General features: G+C 71.6%; 20 protein-coding genes and 1 pseudogene. 13 read left to right on the top strand and 8 right to left on the bottom strand.

What is annotated here, in order from left to right; translation table 11 throughout:
- Positions 1-11: 11 nt before the first annotated feature.
- Together lpdA and OHA25_RS46870 are read right to left on the bottom strand one after the other, a co-directional pair.
- Positions 12-1,376 carry a dihydrolipoyl dehydrogenase gene (gene lpdA, locus OHA25_RS46875; protein WP_327583315.1) on the bottom strand — a complete coding sequence of 455 codons (1,365 nt, stop codon included), beginning with the start codon at positions 1,374-1,376 and terminating at the stop codon, positions 12-14.
- 51 nt (positions 1,377-1,427) lie between these two features.
- Entirely contained in the window at positions 1,428-2,897 is a 1,470-nt protein-coding gene (locus tag OHA25_RS46870; RefSeq protein ID WP_327583314.1) for a leucyl aminopeptidase, read from the bottom strand.
- Between the two features lie 104 nt (positions 2,898-3,001).
- Between OHA25_RS46870 and OHA25_RS46865 the strand changes: the two genes are divergently transcribed.
- From OHA25_RS46865 to OHA25_RS46845, 5 genes and pseudogenes are all read left to right on the top strand, one after another.
- On the top strand, positions 3,002-3,349 hold the full coding sequence (locus OHA25_RS46865; protein ID WP_327583313.1) for a GntR family transcriptional regulator: 348 nt from the start codon (positions 3,002-3,004) through the stop codon (positions 3,347-3,349).
- Positions 3,346-4,326 (top strand): hypothetical protein, encoded by a 981-nt coding sequence (locus OHA25_RS46860; RefSeq protein ID WP_327583312.1) that lies wholly within the window; start codon positions 3,346-3,348, stop codon positions 4,324-4,326. The genes OHA25_RS46865 and OHA25_RS46860 overlap by 4 nt, the downstream gene beginning before the upstream one ends.
- Before the next feature lie 97 nt (positions 4,327-4,423).
- Positions 4,424-4,726: pseudogene (locus OHA25_RS46855) on the top strand (RRXRR domain-containing protein); the annotation flags it as partial.
- Between the two features lie 104 nt (positions 4,727-4,830).
- Positions 4,831-5,109 (top strand): RRXRR domain-containing protein, encoded by a 279-nt coding sequence (locus OHA25_RS46850; protein WP_327583311.1) that lies wholly within the window; start codon positions 4,831-4,833, stop codon positions 5,107-5,109.
- Between the two features lie 106 nt (positions 5,110-5,215).
- Positions 5,216-6,115, top strand: a complete 900-nt coding sequence (locus OHA25_RS46845; protein WP_327583310.1) for a CPBP family intramembrane glutamic endopeptidase — start codon at positions 5,216-5,218, stop codon at positions 6,113-6,115.
- 89 nt (positions 6,116-6,204) lie between these two features.
- Here OHA25_RS46845 and OHA25_RS46840 read toward each other — a convergent pair whose 3' ends face one another.
- On the bottom strand, positions 6,205-7,161 hold the full coding sequence (locus OHA25_RS46840) for an adenosylcobinamide-GDP ribazoletransferase (RefSeq protein ID WP_327583309.1): 957 nt from the start codon (positions 7,159-7,161) through the stop codon (positions 6,205-6,207).
- 33 nt (positions 7,162-7,194) lie between these two features.
- On the opposite strand from OHA25_RS46840, the gene OHA25_RS46835 reads away from it, so the two are divergent.
- The gene (locus OHA25_RS46835; protein WP_327583308.1) at positions 7,195-7,995 is read left to right on the top strand and encodes an ABC transporter ATP-binding protein; all 801 of its coding nucleotides are present in this window, start codon (positions 7,195-7,197) and stop codon (positions 7,993-7,995) included.
- 171 nt (positions 7,996-8,166) lie between these two features.
- Here OHA25_RS46835 and OHA25_RS46830 read toward each other — a convergent pair whose 3' ends face one another.
- Together OHA25_RS46830 and OHA25_RS46825 are read right to left on the bottom strand one after the other, a co-directional pair.
- On the bottom strand, positions 8,167-9,246 hold the full coding sequence (locus tag OHA25_RS46830; RefSeq protein WP_327583307.1) for a bifunctional adenosylcobinamide kinase/adenosylcobinamide-phosphate guanylyltransferase: 1,080 nt from the start codon (positions 9,244-9,246) through the stop codon (positions 8,167-8,169).
- Between the two features lie 118 nt (positions 9,247-9,364).
- Positions 9,365-10,063 carry an SCO2322 family protein gene (locus tag OHA25_RS46825; protein ID WP_327583306.1) on the bottom strand — a complete coding sequence of 233 codons (699 nt, stop codon included), beginning with the start codon at positions 10,061-10,063 and terminating at the stop codon, positions 9,365-9,367.
- 82 nt (positions 10,064-10,145) lie between these two features.
- Between OHA25_RS46825 and OHA25_RS46820 the strand changes: the two genes are divergently transcribed.
- Positions 10,146-10,352, top strand: coding sequence for a hypothetical protein (locus tag OHA25_RS46820; protein ID WP_305919833.1), 207 nt, complete (start codon positions 10,146-10,148; stop codon positions 10,350-10,352).
- A 65-nt stretch (positions 10,353-10,417) separates the two neighbouring features.
- Here OHA25_RS46820 and OHA25_RS46815 read toward each other — a convergent pair whose 3' ends face one another.
- Positions 10,418-11,416, bottom strand: coding sequence for an aldo/keto reductase family protein (locus OHA25_RS46815; protein WP_327583305.1), 999 nt, complete (start codon positions 11,414-11,416; stop codon positions 10,418-10,420).
- Positions 11,417-11,473: 57 nt separating this feature from the next.
- On the opposite strand from OHA25_RS46815, the gene OHA25_RS46810 reads away from it, so the two are divergent.
- Positions 11,474-12,487, top strand: a complete 1,014-nt coding sequence (locus OHA25_RS46810; RefSeq protein ID WP_327583304.1) for an SMI1/KNR4 family protein — start codon at positions 11,474-11,476, stop codon at positions 12,485-12,487.
- Between the two features lie 15 nt (positions 12,488-12,502).
- On the opposite strand, the gene OHA25_RS46805 is transcribed toward OHA25_RS46810, so the two are convergent.
- Entirely contained in the window at positions 12,503-13,087 is a 585-nt protein-coding gene (locus tag OHA25_RS46805; RefSeq protein WP_327583303.1) for a DUF3043 domain-containing protein, read from the bottom strand.
- Between the two features lie 152 nt (positions 13,088-13,239).
- Here OHA25_RS46805 and OHA25_RS46800 point away from each other — a divergent pair, with 152 nt between their 5' ends.
- The 5 genes from OHA25_RS46800 to OHA25_RS46780 all read left to right on the top strand — a co-directional run bounded on the left by OHA25_RS46800 (position 13,240) and on the right by OHA25_RS46780 (position 18,794).
- Positions 13,240-14,064, top strand: coding sequence for a PspA/IM30 family protein (locus tag OHA25_RS46800; RefSeq protein WP_327583302.1), 825 nt, complete (start codon positions 13,240-13,242; stop codon positions 14,062-14,064).
- On the top strand, positions 14,061-14,339 hold the full coding sequence (pspAA, locus tag OHA25_RS46795) for a PspA-associated protein PspAA (protein ID WP_305919838.1): 279 nt from the start codon (positions 14,061-14,063) through the stop codon (positions 14,337-14,339). Before OHA25_RS46800 ends, pspAA begins: the two co-directional genes overlap by 4 nt.
- A gap of 217 nt (positions 14,340-14,556) precedes the next feature.
- Complete coding sequence (locus OHA25_RS46790) at positions 14,557-15,906, top strand: alpha/beta fold hydrolase (protein WP_327583301.1); 1,350 nt, start codon at positions 14,557-14,559, stop codon at positions 15,904-15,906.
- Positions 15,907-16,063: 157 nt separating this feature from the next.
- A complete protein-coding gene (locus OHA25_RS46785) occupies positions 16,064-18,130 on the top strand; it encodes a serine/threonine-protein kinase (RefSeq protein ID WP_327583300.1) in 2,067 nt (688 codons plus the stop codon).
- Positions 18,131-18,191: 61 nt separating this feature from the next.
- On the top strand, positions 18,192-18,794 hold the full coding sequence (locus tag OHA25_RS46780; protein ID WP_327583299.1) for an SIMPL domain-containing protein: 603 nt from the start codon (positions 18,192-18,194) through the stop codon (positions 18,792-18,794).
- Here the strand turns inward: OHA25_RS46780 and OHA25_RS46775 are convergent.
- Positions 18,763-19,512: an alpha/beta fold hydrolase gene (locus OHA25_RS46775; protein ID WP_327583298.1), complete on the bottom strand. Its 750-nt coding sequence runs from the start codon at positions 19,510-19,512 to the stop codon at positions 18,763-18,765. The genes OHA25_RS46780 and OHA25_RS46775 overlap by 32 nt on opposite strands.
- Positions 19,513-19,706 lie beyond the last annotated feature (194 nt).

Raw genomic sequence — 19,706 nt, 5'->3', positions numbered from 1 at the left:
GAGGGCTAGGACTAGTTGTGGACGTGCAACGGCTTGCCGGCCAGGGCCAGCATCGCCTCACCCAAGGCCTCGGACTGGGTCGGGTGTGCGTGGATGAGCTGGGCGACCTCTGCGGGCAGCGCCTCCCAGTTGTAGATCAGCTGGCCTTCCGTGACGAGCTCGCCGATGCGCCGGCCCACCATGTGGACACCGACGACGGGGCCGTCCTTCTGGGCGATGACCTTCACCGCGCCCGAGGTGCCGAGGATCTGGCTCTTGGGGTTTCCGGCGAGGTCGTAGACCTGCTCGACGATCTCGATGCCGCGCTCGGCCGCCTGCTTCGAGGTGATCCCCACCGAGGAGACCTCGGGGTCGGAGTAGGTGATGCGGGGCACGCCCGCGTAGTCGATGGGCGGCGGGTTGAGCCCGGCGATGTGCTCGGCCACCATGATCCCCTCGGCGAAGCCGGCGTGGGCCAGCTGCAGGGTGGGGATGAGGTCGCCGATGGCGTAGATCCCCGGCACGGAGGTGCGGCAGTGCTCGTCGACCACGACGGCGCCACGTTCGATGGCGATGCCCTGCTCCTCGAAGCCCATGCCCGAGGAGACGGCGCCGCGGCCGACGGCGACCAGCAGCAGCTCGGCGTCGAGGGTCTTGCCGCTGGCCAGCGTGACGACGACACCCGTCTCGGTGGTCTTGGCGCTGTCGAAGAAGACGCCCAGCTCATATTTGATGCCGCGGCGGCGGAAGGCCCGCTCCAGCAGCTTGGAGCTCGACTCCTCCTCGGTCGGCAGCAGGTGCGGCAGCGCCTCCACGATCGTGACCTCGGCGCCGAAGGAGCGGTAGACGCTGGCGAGCTCGACGCCGATCACGCCGCCGCCCAGCACGATCACCGAGGTCGGCACGCGGTCCATCTTCAGCGTGTGCTCGCTGGTGATGACGCGCTCGCCGTCGATCTCCAGGCCGGGCAGCGACTTGGGCGCCGAGCCGGTGGCCAGCACGATGGTGCGGCCCTCGTAGACGTCCTGGCCCACCTGGATCCTGTTGGCGCCGACCAGCCGGCCCTCGCCTTCGACGATCGTCACGCCCGCGCCCTTGAGCAGGCCCTGCACGCCCTTCCAGGCCCGCGTGACGATCTTGTCCTTGAACGCGTGCACGCCCTGCACGTCGATGCCGTCGAAGCGGGCCTTGACGCCGAAGGCCTCGCTCTCACGGGTCTCGTCGGCGACCTCGGCCGAGTGCAGCAGAGCCTTCGTGGGGATGCATCCCCTGTGGAGGCAAGTGCCGCCGATCTTGTCCTTTTCGATGAGGACGACCGACTTGCCCAGCTCAGCCGCCCGAAGCGCGCAGGCGTAACCGCCGCTGCCGCCCCCTAGGACGACGATGTCATAGGCCACAGGAAGGCTCCTTGTCGGGGTGTACGTGATGCCGCCATCTTTTCATTTGTTTCAGATGCTCGCGTGCCGCTCTGCCAGTCCGATGAGGGTACGGGTGACGGCTCCGGTCCCGCCCTTCGGGGTGTAGCCATATGGCTCGGCCTTGTTGAAGGCGGGCCCGGCCATGTCGATGTGGGCCCAGCGCACCCCTTCGGGCACGAACTCCTTCAGGAAGATGCCCGCCGCCAGCATGCCGCCCCACCGCTCGGGATGGAGGTTGGCGATGTCGGCGATCGGTGAGTCGAGACCCTTGCGCAGTTCCTCCGGCAGCGGCATGCCCCACGCGCCCTCGCCGGCCGCGCCCGCGGCCTGGAGAACCAGCTCCCTGATCGCGTCGTCGTTGGCCATGACGCCGGAGATGCGCCAGCCGAGCGAGACGATCTGCGCGCCGGTGAGCGTGGCCACGTCGACGAGCACGTCGGGGTTGTCCTCGGCGGCCCTGGCGATGCCGTCCATGAGCACCAGGCGGCCCTCGGCGTCGGTGTCGAGCACCTCGACGGTCTTGCCGCTGTAGCTGTGGATGACGTCGGAGGGGCGCTGCGCGGTGCCGCTCGGCAGGTTTTCCGCCAGGCACAGATAGCCGATGGCGTTGACCGGCAGGCCCAGCCTGGCGATGCCGATCAGGGCGCCGAGCACCGCGCCCGCGCCGCCCATGTCCGACTTCATCCAGTCCATCGCGTTGGACGGCTTGAGCGACAGGCCGCCCGAGTCGAACGTGATGCCCTTGCCCACGAAGGCGAGGGTCTTGCCGGCGTCCGGGTGGCTGTAGGAGAGGCGGACCAGGCGCGGCGGGTTGGCCGAGCCCTGGCCGACGCCGATGAGTCCGCCGTAGCCGCCGTCCTTGAGCTGCTTGTCGTCGAGCACCTCGACGCTCAGCCCCACCTTGCCGCCCGCCTGCTCGGCGATCTCGGCGAACTTGGCCGGCCACAGGTCCGAAGGCGGCGTGTTGACCAGGTCGCGGACCAGCGCGACCGACTCGGCCAGGACGCCCGCGCGCTCGGCGACGGACTCGGGCTGCCCGGAGACCACGGTCAGCTCGGCCACCGGCGCCTTCTGCTCGCCGTTGGTGCGGTAGCGGGCGAAGGAGTAGGCGCCGAGCAGGCCGCCGAGCGCGACTGCCTCGGCCTCCTCGGGGGAGCCCGCGGGAAGGGCGAGCGCGGCGCGTCTGGTGCCGGCGAGCGACCGTACAGCGGCGCCGGCGGCGCGGCGCAGCCCTTCGGCGTCGTAGGAGTCGCCGAGTCCGACCGCGACCAGCAGCGGGGCGGCGATGGCGCCGAACGTGGGCAGCTTGGCCAGCTCCCCGGCCTTCCCGGAGAAGGCCACCGCGGCGAGCGACGCGGCCAGCTTTCCGCCGAAGGCCGCGTCCAGGGACTCGGCGCCCGTGGCAGGGCTGGGACCTTCCTCGCTCGACGTGAAGCCGACGATCAAAGCGTCGGTGTCCAGGGAGACGGGATCTGCTGAGTTCAGCCGCACAGTGGTCACGTAAACCGATGCTATCCAGGGTTTCTGCGTACTCACAAACAGGGGTTCATCCTATGAATGGCCGGTAGCGTCTTCCGAGACATGGTGCTAGTGTCATTAGCACCATGCTGCTGACGCTCGATCTCAACGACGCGCGGCCCCTGCACGAGCAGGTGGCCGGCGCGATCCGGCGCGCCATTGGGGACGGCTCCTACGCGCCGGGAGACCGCCTGCCGCCCGCCCGCGACCTGGCCCAGGCGCTCGGCATCAACCCCAACACCGTGCTGCGCGCGCTGCGCGACCTGCGGGACGAAGGGCTCCTGGAGTTCCGGCGCGGGCGCGGCGTCAGCGTCGCCGGCCTCGCCGGCGGTCGCGCCCTGCTCGTGCAGCGGACGCGCGAACTGCTGGAAGAGGCCAGGAAACACGGCTACGGCCGCAACGACCTCATCACCATCTTGGAGGAGCTGTCATGAACGCCCGAGTGGCCGCCCCCGCGTGGGGCCTGCTCGTCCTCGCCGGGCAGGTCCTGCTGCCCCTGGCCATGCGGGAGCGGCTGCCCGATCCGCTGGCCACACACTGGGGCCTGGGCGACCGGCCCGACGGTTCGATGCCGTTCACCGCGTACGTGGCGATGGTGGCGCTGGTCTGGGCGGTGCCGGGGCTCGTCCTGCTCGCGACGGTGCGGGCCCTGACCCACAGGCAGGGCCGGATGCTCTGGTGGGGCGTGCTGTTCGGCGCGGGCGTGTTCGCGTTCGGCATGAACGTCACGACCGTGCTGGCCAACCTGGACGCGCCCGGCTGGCGCGAGGCGCGGCTGCCGGGCTGGGCCGTCCTCGCGATCGTCGGCGCGACACTGGCCGTCGCCGTCGCGGCCGGCTACCTGGGCAGGGGAGCGCCCGACGAGCCCGCGCCCGCCGGGCCGCGGCCGCCGCTCCTGCGGCTCAGGGCAGGGCAGCGGACCGTCTGGGTCAGTCACGTCGCCAACCCGTGGTTGGCCGTGGTCACCGCGGTCGCGGCGGCTGTCATCGCCGTGCTGGCCGCGCTCTCCTTCGCCGGCATCGTGCCGGGTGAGCTCGCGGTGCTGGTCCTGCCAGGGCTCACCCTCGTGCTGGCGCTCGGGGTCCTGACCTCGTCGGTCTCCGTACGGGCCGGAGACGACCGGGTCGTCATCCAATTCGGCCCGCTGGGCTGGCCCGTGCGCAGGATCCCGCTTTCCAAGATCGAGTCGGCCTGGGCGGAGGTGCGCCATCCGAGCCGAGTCGGCGGATGGGGCATACGCGGCCTGCCCGGAAATGCCACCATCATGCTGCGCGGTGGCGAATGCCTGGTGCTCGGCTACCGTACCGGCGGGCAACTGGCGATCAGCATCGACGACACCGTGCGCGGCGCGTCCCTCATCAACGCTCTCATCAACGAGCGAGTGGAATCGTCAAACGCTCCCCCGGCTTGAAGGCCGGGGCTTGCCCGCCGTGGACGGCTGTGCGTCGTCGGCGGGTGAGCGTTGTTTGACCAGCCCGAGCCATCACCGACAAGGAGGTGCATCCTTGATGGCTACGTTTCACGCAGGACAGAAGACCCACCGTGCCGTGCTTCCTCAGCGGCACGCTCTGGAACCTGTCTCAGCAGACAACCCCGGGAGCAGGGACGAAACGGGGGACAGGCGCGCGGCAGGCCGCGCACCCGGTGTGGGACATGGGCGAGGGGAGACCCGAGTGTTCGTGCTGGACAAGCACGGCGCGCCGCTTCAACCCACCCGCCCGGTGATGGCGCGCAAGCTGCCGGCCTCCGGCCGGGCGGTGATCCACCGGCACACCCCCCTGGTCATCCGGCTGAAAGACCGGGACGCCGACGCCTGCGCGGTGCCCGGCGTCGAGATCGGTGTCGACCCCGGCGGCAAGCACACCGGCTGTCCGTCTTCCACGACGGTGACGGCACCCGAACGGGACTGTTCGCGGTGCAGCTCGACCACCGGGGCGGGCGCATCCGAGACCGGCTGGCGGCGCGGGCCGCGTTGCGGCGGCGCCGCCGGGGAGCGAACCTGCGCTATCGGGCGCCGCGTTTCCTCAACCGAGCCCGGCCGCAGGGGTGGCTGGCCCCGTCGCTGCGGCACCGGGTGGACACCAACATCACCACCGCCCACGGCACCGTCCATCGGCACGTCCGCCTGCTGCAACGGGGCGACGGCTACGCCTACCACCACCAAAGAGAAGGCAGCGACGATGCGCCACCGTGACTGGTTCGACGGCGATTCGCCTGGCGTCGAATCGCCGTCCCCACCATGCTCCGCATGAGTCCGTTTCCTCTCCGGCCAGAAGGCCGGAGTATCCACGGAGATTCTGATGAAAAGACCTCTGCTCATCTTCATCGTCCTGGCCTTCGGGTTGTCCTGGGCGGCGGTGCTGCCCATCTGGTTCGGCGGTGGGCTCGGCTCGCCGCTGATGGCCGGGCTGGCCACGCTGATGATGTTCACGCCCACCGTGGGAGTGCTCGGGGTGTGGGCGCTCTCGCGCACGCCGTTCAAGGAGTGGGCCAGGCAGACCGGGCTGACGCTCGGCGAGCGCAAGGGCCGCACGGGCGCGCTCGTGCTCGCCGCGTGGTTCGGCGTCCCCCTGCTGGTCTTTCTCGCGATGGGGCTCAGTGCCGCGGTCGGGCTGGTGTCGCTGGACCTCGGCGGGCTCAGCCTGCTCAGGTCGGCGCTGGAGGGCCGGGGCGCCCCGGTGCCACCCGACCTCGGCTCGGTGGCCGCCATCCAGGTCGTGCTGGCGTTGCTCGCCGGTCCCGTGCTCAACGCGATCCCGGCGCTGGGGGAGGAGTGGGGCTGGCGCGGCTGGCTGCTGCCCCGGCTCGTGTCCGGGAACGGCGTCTTCGCCGGGCTTCTGCTGTCCGGCGCCATCTGGGGGGTCTGGCACGCGCCGCTCACGCTGCTCGGCTACAACTATCCCCGGCTCGGGTCGTGGGCGGCGCTGTACTTCATCGGGTTCTGCGTGCTCGCCGGGGTGGTGTTCGGATGGTTGCGGCTGCGCACGGGCAGCGTGTGGCCCGCTGTCGTGGCGCACGGCTCGCTGAACGCGGTGGCCCCGGCCGCCATCCTGCTCGGCGACGCCGCCGCCCCGCCGAACGAGGTGCTGGTCGGGGTGACCGGCCTGGTGGGGTGGGTCCTCATCGCGGTGATCGGCGCGGCCCTGCTGCGCTTCTTCCCGGTACGCCCGCCGCAACCGGCTGCCGAGCCCGCCGCCTAGCCGGGCCCGACTCCGCTGCTCAGCCGAGCCCGGTCAGCCGAGCCCGCTCAGCCGAGCGCGGTCAGTCGAGCGCGGTCAGTCGAGCGCGATCAGCTGAGCAGCGCGCAGGCCACCAGCGTGGCGGCCGTGGCCGTCTCCACCAGCGCGCCTAGGACGTCGCCGGTGATGCCGCCGAGACGCCGCCTGGCGCGCCGGAGCAGCAGCAGGGCGGCCGCCAGCCCGGTCAGGAGGCCGAGCGGCAGCGCCAGCAGGGCGGGCAGCCCCAGGCCCGCGTTCCCTGGTACGCCCTCCGGCGGGTACCGGGACGCCATGGCGACACCCAGCGTCGAGGGCTCGCCGACGAGGTACTTCTCAACGAGCACGGCCTCGTCGCCGTACTTGACCCCTGGCGTGAGGTACCGGGGGTCCGAGCCGGTGAACCACGTGGTCGCTTCCCGGGCCAAGGCCGCCGGCCCGCCGTCCCAGACGTGGGAGTCGATGGACAGGCCGAAGGCGGCGGAGGCGAGCAGGGCGGCCAAGGTGACGAGCCAGGGCGCGGAAGGGCGTACCGTGCCGGCGACCGTCGCCCCCAACCCTTCCGGCCGGGCGGCGGGGACGCTCGGCCGGCAGGCCCACGTCAGGGTCAGCCGCCCCGCCACGCAGGCGGCCACCAGGGCCGCGAACCCGGCCTCCGCCAGTGCCGCCACCTGGACGAGCAACGTGAAGACCAGAGCCATCACGCCGAACGGCCCGATGTCCGACTTTTTCATGATGTCGAGCGCCTGATCAGCGGGCTTGCCGCTGCCCAGCCCGTCCGCCAGGTCGGCCAGCCCGTCCAGGTGCAGGCCCCGGGTCAGCAGGGCCAGCAGCCCGACCGCCAGCGCCGCACCCAGCAAGGCGGGCACGGGCAGGCCCAGAGGCAATCCGGCGAGCACGCCGAGCGCCAGCCCGACGACGGGCGCCAGCGTCATCGCCTGCCCCGCGACCTGCCGGTCCACGTGATCGACCCGCACGGGGAAGACGCTGAGCGTCCCGATCGCGAAACGCAGCCCGTGCATCAGTGGCATATCCGACGATCGTAGGGCCACTAGGGTGGCGGGATGCACGTGGTTGAACTCGAAGGCGTAGGCGTCCGAGTCGTCGGCAAGTCGCTGCTGGACGCAGTCGACTGGCAGGTGGACTACGGCGACCACTGGGTGGTCCTCGGCCCCAACGGCGCGGGCAAGACGACGTTGTTGTCGCTGGCCGGGGCCGTACGGCACCCCAGCGAGGGCACGGTCAAGGTACTAGGCCACAGGCTCGGGCGGGTCGACGTGCGGGAGTTGCGCCGCCACATCGGCCTGGTCGCCTCCAGCCAGCGGCTCATCGACGAGGAGCTCATGGAGGAGGAAGGGGCGACCGCGCACACCGTGGTGCTCACCGGGCACACGGGGACGAGCGTTCCGCTGTGGGACAAGTACGGCGACACCGAGCGGGACCGGGCCTACCGCCTCCTGGCCGACCTGGGCTGCAAGGACCTGGCGGACCGGCCGTTCCGCGTGTGCTCGCAGGGTGAGCGGGCCAGGATCAGGATCGCCAGGGCGCTCATGGCGGACCCTGCGCTGGTGCTGCTCGACGAGCCGTTCGCGGGGCTCGACCTGCCGGCGCGCGAAGACCTCATCACCGCCGTCGAGGACCTGGCCGCGACCAGGCCGGTGCTCACGACCGTGACGGTGACGCACCACGTGGAGGAGGTGCCCGCGACGACCACGCACGCCATGCTCATGCGCGAGGCCGGGGTGCTGGCCGCCGGACCGATCGCGGACGTGCTGACCCCGGCCAACCTCTCCGACTGCTTCGGCCGCCCCCTGCACGTGGACCGGCTCGACGGCCGCTGGTACGCCCGCGCCGTCCGCCCGTGACGGCGCACCCCGACCGCTGGAACACCCGCGCCGCCTGCCCGTGACGGCGTACCCCGGCCGCTGGAACACCCGCGCCGCCTGCCCGTGACGGCGTACCCCGGCCGCTGGAACGCCCGCGCCGCCTGCCCGTGACGGCGCACGCCGGTCGCGCGTGCGGTCCGTTTCCGCGGGTCACAGCTCCAGGAGCCGTCCCGCCACGACCAGTGCCACGTACTCGGACTCCGCGGCGAGGCGCTCGTTGAGCCGGCCGAGCGTGTCCCTGAACAGCCGTCCGCTGGCCGTCGCGGGCACCACCCCCATCCCCACCTCGTCGGACACCGCCACGATCGGCTCCGGAGCCTGCCGCCACGCCGCCACCAGCTCGTCGCACCGGTGGCCGACCGGCGCCCGGTCGCCCTCCCAGGCCCCATGCTCGTCGAACACCGCTGCCAGCCATGTCCCGAGCCCGTCGATCAACAGCGGGGTGGTGGCGTTCGCGATCGTGGTGGCCAGGTCGATCGTCTCGACCGTGTCCCAGTGCGCGGGCCGCCGGGACCGGTGTGCCCGCACCCGCGCGGCCCATTCGCCGTCGCCCGCACCGTCCGGGCCGGTGGCGACATAGGTCACGTACGGCTCGGCCGCCAGCCGCAGTTCGGCCTCCGCCGACTTTCCTGACCGCGTCCCACCCAGTAACAACGCCCGCCGCACCTGCGGGCTGCACGCCGACCGCCGCCGCTCAACGGGCGCGCGGTGTGCGATCGGCAGGGTCTCCAGCGCGGTGCCGTCCGGGGTCTCCAGCGCGGTCCCGTCCGGGACGGCCACTGCGCCCCACAGCCGAAGCCGCCTGGCCAACTCGTCCTCCGACCGCACCCGGTGATCCAGCCCGATCGCCACCACCTGGGTCGCCTCGTCCACCAGTCCCGCCCGCCGCAGCGCGCCGAGCCGCTCCGGCCGGTCCAGCAGGTCGATCAGCACCACGTCGTACCGGGATGGTTCGTCGTCGTACCGGGGGGCCACGCCGGGGTCGGGCGACGGTTTCAGGCTCGGCGGCAGGCACAGCAGCGCCGCCCCATCCGGGCCGACCAGCCCGCGGCCGCCGCCGCAGACGCGGTAGCCGCGCGGCGCCTCGGCGAACGGAAAACGGACGGCGCCGTCCACGACCAGCTCGAACGGGTGGCGATGTCCGGGCGGCAGCCCTGCACAGGAGACGCACCGGCAGCCGGGCTCGGGCCAGCCCGCGCCGCCCGCCGTACCGGAGAGAAGGACCTTCACCGCGCCGAGCGTACAGAGGGGCGCCGGACCGCGGGCGCTCGCCGGGCCGGGTCGTCGGCGGTCCGGCCGCGCGGGAGCCTAGCGGGCCGGGTCGTCGGCGGTCGAGCCGCGCGGGCGCCTAGCGGGCCGCAGGGGCGGAGGGCTTGGCGCGGCGGCGGGTGGCCACGACGGCGCCGCCGGCGATCAGCGCGAGCGCGCCCGCGCCGCCTGCGATCAGTGCGACCGGCACCCCGCCACCCCCTCCGCCGGCGGCGGGCGCGGCGGCAGTCAGCTGGGTGCCGCCTTTCTCCTTGGCCGGGTAGTCGTTGACGGCCACGACGTCACCCTGGCCGTTCACCCGCACCTTGGCCGCGGTGGCGAGCAACTGGGCCGTGGTGGCGTCCTCGGTCCCGGCCACGCACGTGAGCACCCCTTGGGCGGGCGGCTGGTCGCCGGGGTAGGCGTCGGTGTCGCCGTCGCCGAAGTCCACTGCCACCGCAACCCGCTTGTGCCCGGACGCCGCGGTGTCCTTGCCGCACACGGTCTCGAACGCGGGCAGGTCCCCGCCGGGGGACTCGCTCGCCGCCCCGTCCGGGGCCGCGGAGAAGCGCCAGCCGATGACGGAGCCGTCCGCCGGCGTGTCCCCGGCCGCGGTCGCGAGCCAGGCCGTGCCGTCGCTCTGCCAGACGCTCCACAGCCGCGTGGCATGGGGATCCGCCACACCGGGCAGAGGGGCGTTGGGATTGATCGAGGGGGAGGCGAGGGCGGAGGAGGGGAGGGAGAGGAAGGCGGCCGCCCCGAGGGCGACCCCCGCCGCAACACGGTATGCGCGCAGCATCGATTGACCTCCAAGCTCGGGAGTAGGGTTCCAGTGCCGTCGGAAGGTGCGCCGGCGAACCCGCGGAAAAGGAGCGTATGGCATGACATGGCGGTGGCGTTATGAAAATGCAAATGGTGGTGAGGTGACAGATCGCCCTTTGCCGCGAGAGGTTTTTCCGAGCCAGGCGGACGCCGAGTCCTGGATCGGCGAGAACTGGCGTGACCTGGTCGAATTGGGTGTCGAGCAGGTCGCGCTGCTTGATGAGGACCGTGTCGAATACACGGGTTTGTCATTGCGTCAGGAGTGAATTGCGGATAAATGAAAAACCCCTTGAGCCCTGTTGTGGCTCAAGGGGTTTTTGCTGTGATGAGGTTATGGGCGGGTGCGGGGGCTCATGGTCTTGGCCGGGTCGCGCTCGACGACCGGGCCGAGCACGTCGTCGATCCGCCGCAGCACGTCCTCCTCCAGCTTGACGCCCGATGCCTTCACGTTGTCACGCACCTGCTCGGGACGGCTGGCGCCGACGATGGCGCTGGAGACGTTGGGGTTCTGCAGCACCCAGGCGATCGCCAGCTGCGCCATGCTCAGCCCCAGGTCGGCGGCGATCGGCTTGAGGTCCTGTACGCGGGCCAGCACGTCGTCGTTCATGAACCGGGCGATCATGGCGCTGCCGCTGGCGTCGGTGGCCCTGGAGCCCTCGGGCGGCTGCTGGCCGGGCATGTACTTGCCGGTGAGCACGCCCTGGGCGATCGGGGACCAGACGATCTGGCCGATGCCCTCCTTCTCGCTCAGCGGCACGACCTCGGCCTCGATGATCCGCCACAACATCGAGTACTGAGGCTGGCTGGAGACGATCCGGTCGAAACGCATCTCGTCGGCGATCTTCAACGCCTGGGCGATCTGGTCTGCCGTCCACTCGCTGACGCCGATGTAGAGGACCTTGCCCTGGCGTACGAGGTCGTCGAACGTCTTGAGCGTCTCCTCCAGCGGCGTCTCGTAGTCGAAGCGGTGCGCCTGGTACAGGTCGACGTAGTCGGTCTGCAGCCGGCGCAGCGAGCCGTTGATCGACTCGGTGATGTGCTTGCGCGACAGGCCGCGGTCGTTCTGGCCGGGGCCCGTCGGCCAGTAGACCTTGGTGAAGATCTCCAGCGACTCCCTGCGCACACCCTTCAGCGCCCGGCCGAGGACCTCCTCGGCCTTCGTCCCGGCGTAGACGTCCGCTGTGTCGAACGTGGTGATGCCCTCGTCGAGCGCCGCCTGAACGCACTGCTTGGCGGCGTCCTCCTCGACCTGAGAGCCATGGGTGAGCCAGTTACCGTAGCTGATTTCGCTGACCTTGAGACCACTGCGACCGAGGTGTCGGAATTCCATGGGTCCGACCTTAGTCCTGGCATCTGGGGTGATCTGTTTCGGGATAGGGTGCGCGACGTGCTGAAGCTCGTACGGCTGGCGCTGACGGCGGCGATCTTGACCGCGATAGCGATACGGCTGCGCCGCCGCTCCCGCGTGCCCGGGGAGCGGCCTGAGTCCCCGGCGGTCAGGCCGGACCGGCGCCGGCGCATGGGACCGGTGTGGGCCGCCATCGCGGCGATCGTGGCGGTGACCCTGGCGGCCGCGCTGACTCCCACGGAGGCCGAGCACTCGGCCGCGGCGGCATGGCGCGCGTATCAGGTCGAGCAGGCGGCCCTCACGGCCGAGCATGCGCTTCCCGCCGAGCCGGAACGGCCGGCCATGCCGTCTCCCGCCGGTCCGGCGACGGCCGCTCCCACCGGCCCGCCCGTCACGCATACGCCGCCGGCGGCCGAGATCCCCGACCCCAACTGCACGCCCGCCCCGCGCCCGGTCACCGTGCGGCCGATCGATCCGAGGGTCGGGCGGGCTGTGGACCGGCAATGGCGGCGGATCGAGCGGTGGCTCAAGGTGAACGCGCCTCGCACGTACCAGGCGCTCGGCCGGCCCGGCAGGGCGCACACGATCGCCGTGGCCGAGTCGCAGATGGGCGTGGACTTCCCGGACGACCTGCGGGCCTCGCTCCTGCGCCACAACGGCTCGCGAGGAGCGTCGGTGTTCGGCTTCTGGTCCCACGGCGCCTACGCCCTCAGCATCCGGGAGATCAGGAACACCTGGCGCGACATGTGCTCGTGGCAGCGCACGGACATCGGGACCGATCCTGCTACCGAATACTGGAACGGCCGGATGATCCCGTTCCTCTCCTTCCCGGAGCGCGATCCGGAGGAGCTGGAGGCGGAGTATGCCGTGGTCGACTCCGCCGGCGGTGCCGTCGGATGGGACGACACGATCTCCGGCATGGAGCCTCGCCTGCGGTCCACCCATGCGCTGCTGCGGGCCGTCGCCGACGCCCTGGAGCAAGGCAAGGAGGTCGACGGCTGGCGGCCCGCGGTCAGGCGAGGCGTGCTGCGCTGGGACGACGTCAGGACATAGCCGTCCCGTGGACGGCTATTTCTTCGGCGGGACCGGCTTGCCGCCGGGCAGCACCATGGGCGGCGGGAAGCGCAGCCTGCGGATCTGCAGCGCCCGCATCGCGGCGTAGAAGCCCACGCCCTTGAGCGGCTCGTCCGGCAGCTTCTCCGCCACCAGCCGCTTCACCCTCCACGCCACGTAGATCGAGGTGAAGAGCACGCCCAGCATCATGACCGGCCAGCCGATCGCGATGACCAGGTTGAGCACCATCGCCCGGATCTCGATGGGCCACGGAACCCACGTGGCCAGCAGGATCACTAGCGAGAACGGCAGGAAATACTGGCTCGGCAGCCGCCGCGCGTCGACCCAGTCACGCGCGAACTTGCGCGCGTGACCCTTGTCGCGAGCGGGAAAATACCGCTCGTCACCGGCGAGCATGCCCTTGCGGGCCTTGTCGCGCTCGGCGGCCTGCTTGGCCCGCATCGATCGATAGGCCTCTTTGCGGTCTTTCGGCGCATTGACTGGCTGGCGCCGTTTGCCTTCGGCTTCCCGGCGCTTGGGTGTGGGACGACCTTTACCCTGGGGCTTAGGATCGTCAACGGGGACGGGGGTGTCGTCCACAGAGGTTTGGGATCGGCGTCGCAACACGACGTCAACCCTACCTGGACTGCAACTTAGTGACGCCCCCGTGCGTTATGCGTAGGGTAATCCCAAGGCGGCTGCGCTGCATTGGGTGACCACCAGCACGACCTAGAAGGGGACGGCCGACGCGCATGAGCGTGATGAAGAGACTTTCGATGATCTTCAAGTCCAAGGCCAACAAGGCTTTGGACAAGATGGAGGATCCGCGCGAGACCCTGGACTACTCCTACCAGCGGCAACTCGAGCTGCTGCAGAAGGTGCGCCGGGGAGTGGCGGACGTCGCCACATCGCGCAAGCGGGTGGAGCTGCAGATCAACGGTCTTGAGCAGTCCTCCAGGCGTCTGGAGGAGCAGGGCCGCAAGGCGTTGTCCGTCGGGCGTGAGGACCTGGCCCGCGAGGCGCTGCAGCGGCGGTCCAGTCTGCAGACGCAGATGGCCGACCTCAAGGTCCAGCACGACAATCTGCAGGCCGAGGAGGAGAAGCTGACCACGGCTTCCCAGCGGCTGCAGGCCAAGGTCGACTCCTTCCGCACGAAGAAGGAGACGATCAAGGCGACCTACACCGCCGCCGAGGCGCAGACGCGCATCAACGAGGCGTTCTCCGGCATCTCGGAGGAGATGGGCGACGTCGGCCTGGCGATCCAGCGGGCCGAAGACAAGACCGCGCAGATGCAGGCCCGCGCGGGCGCCATCGACGAGCTGCTGGCCAGCGGCGCGCTCGACGACTTCACCGGCACCAAGGGCGACGACATCCAGGCCGAGCTCGACCGCATGGGCGGCGGCATGGACGTCGAGCTGGAGCTCGCCAGGATGAAGGCCGAGCTGGGGCAGGGCCCGGCGCCGCAGTCCGCCATCGAGCAGGGCCAGCCGCAGCAGCAGCCCCAGCCCCAGTCGCAGCCTCAGCAGCAGGGCCAGGGTCAGACCCAGCAGCTGCGCCAGCCTGGGGAGGGCGCATGATCGTCAGGATCATGGGCGAGGGCCAGGTGGAGATCTCCGCCGACGACATCGCCGTGCTCAATGAGCTGGACAGCGAGCTCGAGGCGGCCATCGAGGTCGGCAACGAGGAGGCTTTCCGCGTCAAGCTGCACGCGCTGCTCGACAAGGTGCGTCACGTGGGCAAGGCGCTGCCCGACGACAGTCTCGAGCCGTCAGAGCTGATCCTTCCGCCGGCGGACGCCTCGATCGACGAGGTGCGGGAGATGCTCGGCGATCAGGGCCTCATCCCCGGCTGAGCCTCCGCCGGACGCGATGCGCGTCCGGCCGGCGACGGCGTGTTCGCCGGCGTCCTGACCGCCCGGATGGCCCCGGGCGCGCGGGCGCCGACCGCGCTGGTGCTCGCATGCCCCAAGCCGTGTGTGGCGATCGCGGATTCCGACGTCCCCGACGCGTTCGCCACCGGCTTTTCCGCGGTTCCCGTGCGGCGATCACCCAAAGTGGTCTAATGATCACGTGGAGCGAAGGTTGTACGTGCTCGCGGCCTCCGCGTTCATCGTGGCGGCCGTGCTGGGCAGTGCCTGGATCACCGGGCAGTTCACCACACCGGGAGTCGACAAGACCCACGGCTACGTCACCGAACTGGCCGCCCGCGACCAGCCCTGGGCGCGCCTGTTCCGGGTCAGCGACGCGCTGTCCGGTCTGGTCTGCCTCCTCGGTGTGGCGCTCGTGCCCCGGGTGGAGCGCGAGTGGCAGGGCTGGCTGGCGCTGTCCGCGTACGCGCTCCTCACCATCGTCGCCGCGGTGTTCCCCCTGGACTGCGCCTCACTGAGCGATCCCGCCTGCGGGCGGCAGGGCCTGTCCCCCGCCCATCATGTGCACCTCCTGGCCGAGGCCCTGGCGGTCGGCGCCGTGGTGGCCGCGATGGTGCTGCTGGCCGCGCGGTGGCGTACCCGGATCGCCTGGTTGCTCACCTGGGCGACGCTGGCCGCGACGGCGCTCACCGCGGCCGCGCTCGCCGCCGGGCGCGGCGCGGGGCTCGCGCACCGCGCGCAACTCACGCTCATCGCCGTCTGGCTGGTGTACGTGGCGCTGCGCCTGCTCGTCGCTGACCTGTGGCACTCCGGGCATGGCCGGCCGCACGTCGTCGAGGAGGGCGACGGACCGGCGGTGCTCATCACGGCGGGACCGGCGGGCGCCTGGTTCCACTGGGACGCGGTCGCCGGCGAACTGGCCGGCAGCCGCCGCGTCATCCGCTTCGACCGCCCAGGGCTCGGCCTCAGCCCGCGCTCGCCGGCCCCGCCCACCCTCTACGCCGAGGTCGCCCGCCTGGCCGCCTTGGCCCCCGCCCACCCGGAGCAGGTCACCGTCGTGGCCCACGGCGTCGCCTGCTGGCACGCGGAGGCCTTCGCCCGGCTGCACCCGCTCCGCGTGGCCAAGCTCGTCCTGGTGGAGCCCGTCTGCCCGGACGGCCGCAGGCCGCAGGCCGTCGCCAGGGCGGCGGGCAGGTGGCTGCCCGCCCTGGGCGGCACGTGGGCCGCCACCGCGCTGGCCCGCCTGGCGGGGCCGGCCGCGCATCGGAGACTGGCCGGTCTGCCCGATCCGCTCGGCGTCTACCGCATGGGCAAGGTGCCCGCGGCCGTGGCGGGGGAGTGGCTGGCCCGCCGCGACATGGCCGCCGACCTGCGCCGCGTCAGGGAGGACAAGCCGTTCCCCGAAGTGCCGGTGACCGTGCTGTGCGCGGGGGAGCGGGCCGGCTGCGCGGAGCGGCTGGCCGGCGATCTCGGCGGCAAGCTCGTCCGCCTGCCGCGGGCCGGGCGCCGGATCCACCTCGAGGACCCAGGAGCGGTCGTGGACGCGGTCTGAGCTGTTCCCACAAGCCGCCCTAACAGCCGTGCCCGCAAGCCCGCCATAACGGGTGACGGGGAAGCGCGCGACGCACCAGAATGGCGAGAAAGACGCCATAACGTGGGAGACGTCAATGCCGGACCTCGCGGACCCAAGACCAGGGGATCCCACGTCGGTGGGGGATTTCACCCTGATCGGGCGCCTCGGTGAGGGCGGGCAGGGCATTGTCTACCTCGCCACGGCCCCGGACGGCGCCAAGGTCGCGCTCAAGCTGCTGCGGGCCGACCTGGCCGGCGACGCCGAGGCGTCGGAGCGGTTCGTCCGCGAGGTGGCGATGGCCAGGCGGGTGGCGCCGTTCTGCACCGCGCAGGTCATCGAGACGGGGTTGTTCGGCGGCCGGCCCTACATCGTGAGCGAGTACATCGACGGCCCCACCCTGACCGACGTCGTCCGCACGCAGGGGCCCCGCTCGGGCGCCTCCCTGCACCGGCTCGCCATCGGCACCGTCACCGCGCTGGTCGCCATCCACCAGGCCGGCATCGTGCACCGCGACTTCAAGCCGTCGAACGTGGTGCTGGCCTCCGACGGCCCCCGGGTGATCGACTTCGGCATCGCCAGGGCGCTCGACCTGTCCTCGACGCTCACCGGGACGGCGATCGGGACGCCCTCGTACATGGCGCCCGAGCAGCTCACCGAGTCAAGCCCCGGGCCGAAGTCGGACATGTTCGCCTGGGCGTGCACGCTGCTGTACGCCGCGTCGGGGCGGCCGCCGTTCGGGCACGACAGCCTGCCCGCGGTCGTCAACCGGATCCTGCACACCGAGCCGGACGTCGGGGCGATCGAGGACGCGGGGCTGCGGGCGCTCGTGCGGGACTGCCTGGCCAAGGACCCGGCCCGGCGGCCCGCGGCGAGTGAGGCGCTCATGCGCCTGCTCGGCCACGCCCCCGCCGCGCAGTCTCCCGCCCTCCTGCAGGAAGGCAGCGCCGCGGCCGCGTCAGGACCGGTGCCCGGGGTGGCCGGCCCGGCCTGGCAGGCACCCGCCCACCACAGGCCCCTCGGCCAAGGCACGCCCAACAGGCCCCTCGGCCAAGGCCCGCCCCACAGGCCCGCTCCACGCCGCGCCACCGGCTGGATCGTCGCCGGCAGCGCCGTCGGCGCGCTCGTGCTCATCGCGGTCACCGCCTTCGTCGCCATCCGCCTCGGCGGCCTGCCCGGCGTCGGCCGCACGACCACCACGCCACTCGCCTCCGGCGGCGCGGTGACGACCTCCACCACGCCTTCCGCAACGACCTCCAGCGCATTACCCACCTCCAGCGGCGCGGTGACGACCTCCACCACGCCTTCGTCCACCCCAAAACCGGCGAGCCGCTCGATCGCGCTCCCCGGCACCTCCATCCGCGTCGAGGAAGCCGACGGCGATCCCATCAAGCTCGCCTCTTACACCGTCGGCAGCGGCAAGCGCCTCTACGTGCGCAAGCACGCGACCAACGCCTTCTCCGCCGACTCCCGCTACTTCGAGTACGCCCTGGACGCCAGGACCAACCTGGCCCTCGGCACCGACGTGGACTACAGCACCGACCTCTACGCCACCGTGTCGATCATCAACCACGTCACCGGTGCCAAGCGGATCGTCAAGGTGAGCAGGAAACCGGTCTTCCCCACCACGCCCCGCTGGTCGCCGGACGGCAAGCACGGCCTGGTGACCCTCTACAAGGACGCCGGCGGCAACACCGTCGAGTACGGGTACGGCATCGTCGACGTCACCACCGAGCGGGGACGCGCGTTCCCGATCAAGGAGGCTGGCGCGGGGGAGTGGCGCTTCTTCTGGGACGCGGGCGGCCGGGCGGTCGGCACGTGGGTGGGCGGCCAGATGAGGTTCTACGACCTGAACGGCAAGCTGCTGCGTACCCTGGCGAACGTGGGCACGCCGGTGTGGGTGGAGGGCGACGACATCTCCCCGAACGGCACCCGCTTCCTGGCTCACTGCACGACGGCGGGCACCGCGATCTGCGCCCGCTCCACCTCCGGCGACGACCCGCAGCCGGTCATCATCCCGTTCGCCAGCAGCCGCCTCATCGGCTGGTGGGACGACGACCACCTGGCGGTGTGGCGCACAAAGGGGGCCGGGTACGAGGCCGTGGTGATCGACCTGTCCGGGCAGGTCAGCCGGGTGCTGGCGACCGCCCCCGCCAAGGCCGAGTTCGACACGATGGGCTTCCGCTTCACGCGCACCACCGCATGAGCTTCGGCTCGCCGGGCAGGCGTCCTAGGATCAAGGGCGGAACCCATCCAAGGGGGTTGGCGTGGACATCACCGTCATCGGCGAGGGCAGCGTGCTGGCCGCGCCCGACATCCTGCGCCTGCACGCGGGCGTCGAGGTGCGCAGGGCGTCGGCCGCGGATTCCTTCACCGCCGTCCGCGCCGCCGCCGCCCGCCTCGCGGACGCGCTGCGCCAGGCGGGGATCGCCGCGGAGGACGTACGGACGGTCGAGCTGTCGCTGGGACCGGAATACGAGACCTACCCGAAGGTGGCCGCCTACCGCGCGGCTCAAGGCGTGGAGGTCGTGGTGCGCGACCTGACCCGGGCCGATCGCGTCATCGACACGGTGGCCGGGGTCGGCGAGGAGGCCAGGCTCAACGGCGTGGCCTTCGAGCTGTCGAGCCCCGCCGACGTGCTGCGGGAGGCCAGGACCAGAGCGTTCCGCGACGCCGCCGCCAAGGCCGCGCAATACGCCGAGCTGGCCGGCCGCCCGCTGGGCCGGGTCGTCTCGGTGAGCGAGGACGTCAAGGGCGGCCCCCAGCCGCTGATGACCCTGGCCGCGGCGGCAGCCGACACCAGCGCCTCGATCAGCCCCGGCCGCCAGACCCTCACGGTCACCGTCGAAGTCGGCTACGACTTCGCCTAGGAGGCGCCGAACCCCGCCCGGCGGGACGCCGGACGGGGCACGGGTGGGTGTGCCACCTCACATGGGGTGGCGCTTGAGGAACGCGTGGGCGGCCTCGCCCACGGCCACCGGGTTCATGCTCTACATCCCGTGCGTGGCGTTGGGGATGCCGGCCCGCTCGGCCTGCGGCAGCCAGTTCATGAGGAACCGCTGCGTCTGACGGCTTGAAGCCCCACTGCGAGATCGCCGGGAAGTCGGCGAAGGTCGTGTCGACGCACTGCTCGACGCGGTCCCACACGTCGAGCGGCCCCGTCATCTCGACGGCGGGCAGGAAGCTCGGCCCGCACACCGCCTCCATGTACAGCTGGGCCGCGCCCAGCTTGTCGCCCGTCTCGTACAGCTTCATCGCGTTCATGAAGGCGTCGACGTTGGCGGTGATCGTGTCCGGCTCCTCGCGCGGCAGGTACGGCTCCAGCAGGATCGCGCTGTGCGCCCGCTCGGGGTAGGACAGCAGGAACTGGAAGGCGATCACCCCGCCGAAGGAGAAGGCCATGATGTGCGCCTTCTCGATGCCCAGGTGATCGAGCAGTTCGCGGGCGTGCTGGGCGCCGCCCTCGATGCTCAGCACGGGCTCGCCCTCTCCCAGCACGGCGTACCTGAGCTCGGCGTCGCTCACCTGCGCCCGCCGGTCATGCTCGACGTTCCATTCGCGCCCGATGTACAGGGCGTTTCGCATCATGGCTTGTGCTCCAATCCGGCCAGGAGGCCGGTCTCGTCCAGGCTCGGCATGAGATCGAAGACGAGGAACTCCAGGTAGTAGCGGCCCCACAGCAGGTCCCAGAGCGGGAACCGCTCGCTGAACTCCTCGCTGCGCTCGCGCGCCAGCCGCTCCTCCAGCTCCCAGATCAGCGAGTCGAACTCCGCTGCGGGGAA

The sequence above is a fragment of the Nonomuraea sp. NBC_00507 genome, assembly GCF_036013525.1.
GTDB lineage: Bacteria > Actinomycetota > Actinomycetes > Streptosporangiales > Streptosporangiaceae > Nonomuraea.
This window is presented reverse-complemented; position numbering and strand designations above follow the sequence as displayed.

Excerpts from the sequence above, each read along its gene's own strand:
- OHA25_RS46815 (WP_327583305.1), bottom strand. The coding sequence starts at position 11,416 with ATGGAATTCCGACACCTCGGTCGCAGTGGTCTCAAGGTCAGCGAAATC.
- OHA25_RS46775 (WP_327583298.1), bottom strand. The coding sequence starts at position 19,512 with ATGATGCGAAACGCCCTGTACATCGGGCGCGAATGGAACGTCGAGCAT.
- OHA25_RS46865 (WP_327583313.1), top strand. The coding sequence starts at position 3,002 with ATGCTGCTGACGCTCGATCTCAACGACGCGCGGCCCCTGCACGAGCAG.
- pspAA (WP_305919838.1), top strand. The coding sequence starts at position 14,061 with ATGATCGTCAGGATCATGGGCGAGGGCCAGGTGGAGATCTCCGCCGAC.
- OHA25_RS46845 (WP_327583310.1), top strand. The coding sequence starts at position 5,216 with ATGAAAAGACCTCTGCTCATCTTCATCGTCCTGGCCTTCGGGTTGTCC.
- OHA25_RS46835 (WP_327583308.1), top strand. The coding sequence starts at position 7,195 with ATGCACGTGGTTGAACTCGAAGGCGTAGGCGTCCGAGTCGTCGGCAAG.
- OHA25_RS46800 (WP_327583302.1), top strand. The coding sequence starts at position 13,240 with ATGAGCGTGATGAAGAGACTTTCGATGATCTTCAAGTCCAAGGCCAAC.
- OHA25_RS46860 (WP_327583312.1), top strand. The coding sequence starts at position 3,346 with ATGAACGCCCGAGTGGCCGCCCCCGCGTGGGGCCTGCTCGTCCTCGCC.
- OHA25_RS46820 (WP_305919833.1), top strand. The coding sequence starts at position 10,146 with ATGACATGGCGGTGGCGTTATGAAAATGCAAATGGTGGTGAGGTGACA.
- OHA25_RS46825 (WP_327583306.1), bottom strand. The coding sequence starts at position 10,063 with ATGCTGCGCGCATACCGTGTTGCGGCGGGGGTCGCCCTCGGGGCGGCC.
- OHA25_RS46840 (WP_327583309.1), bottom strand. The coding sequence starts at position 7,161 with ATGCCACTGATGCACGGGCTGCGTTTCGCGATCGGGACGCTCAGCGTC.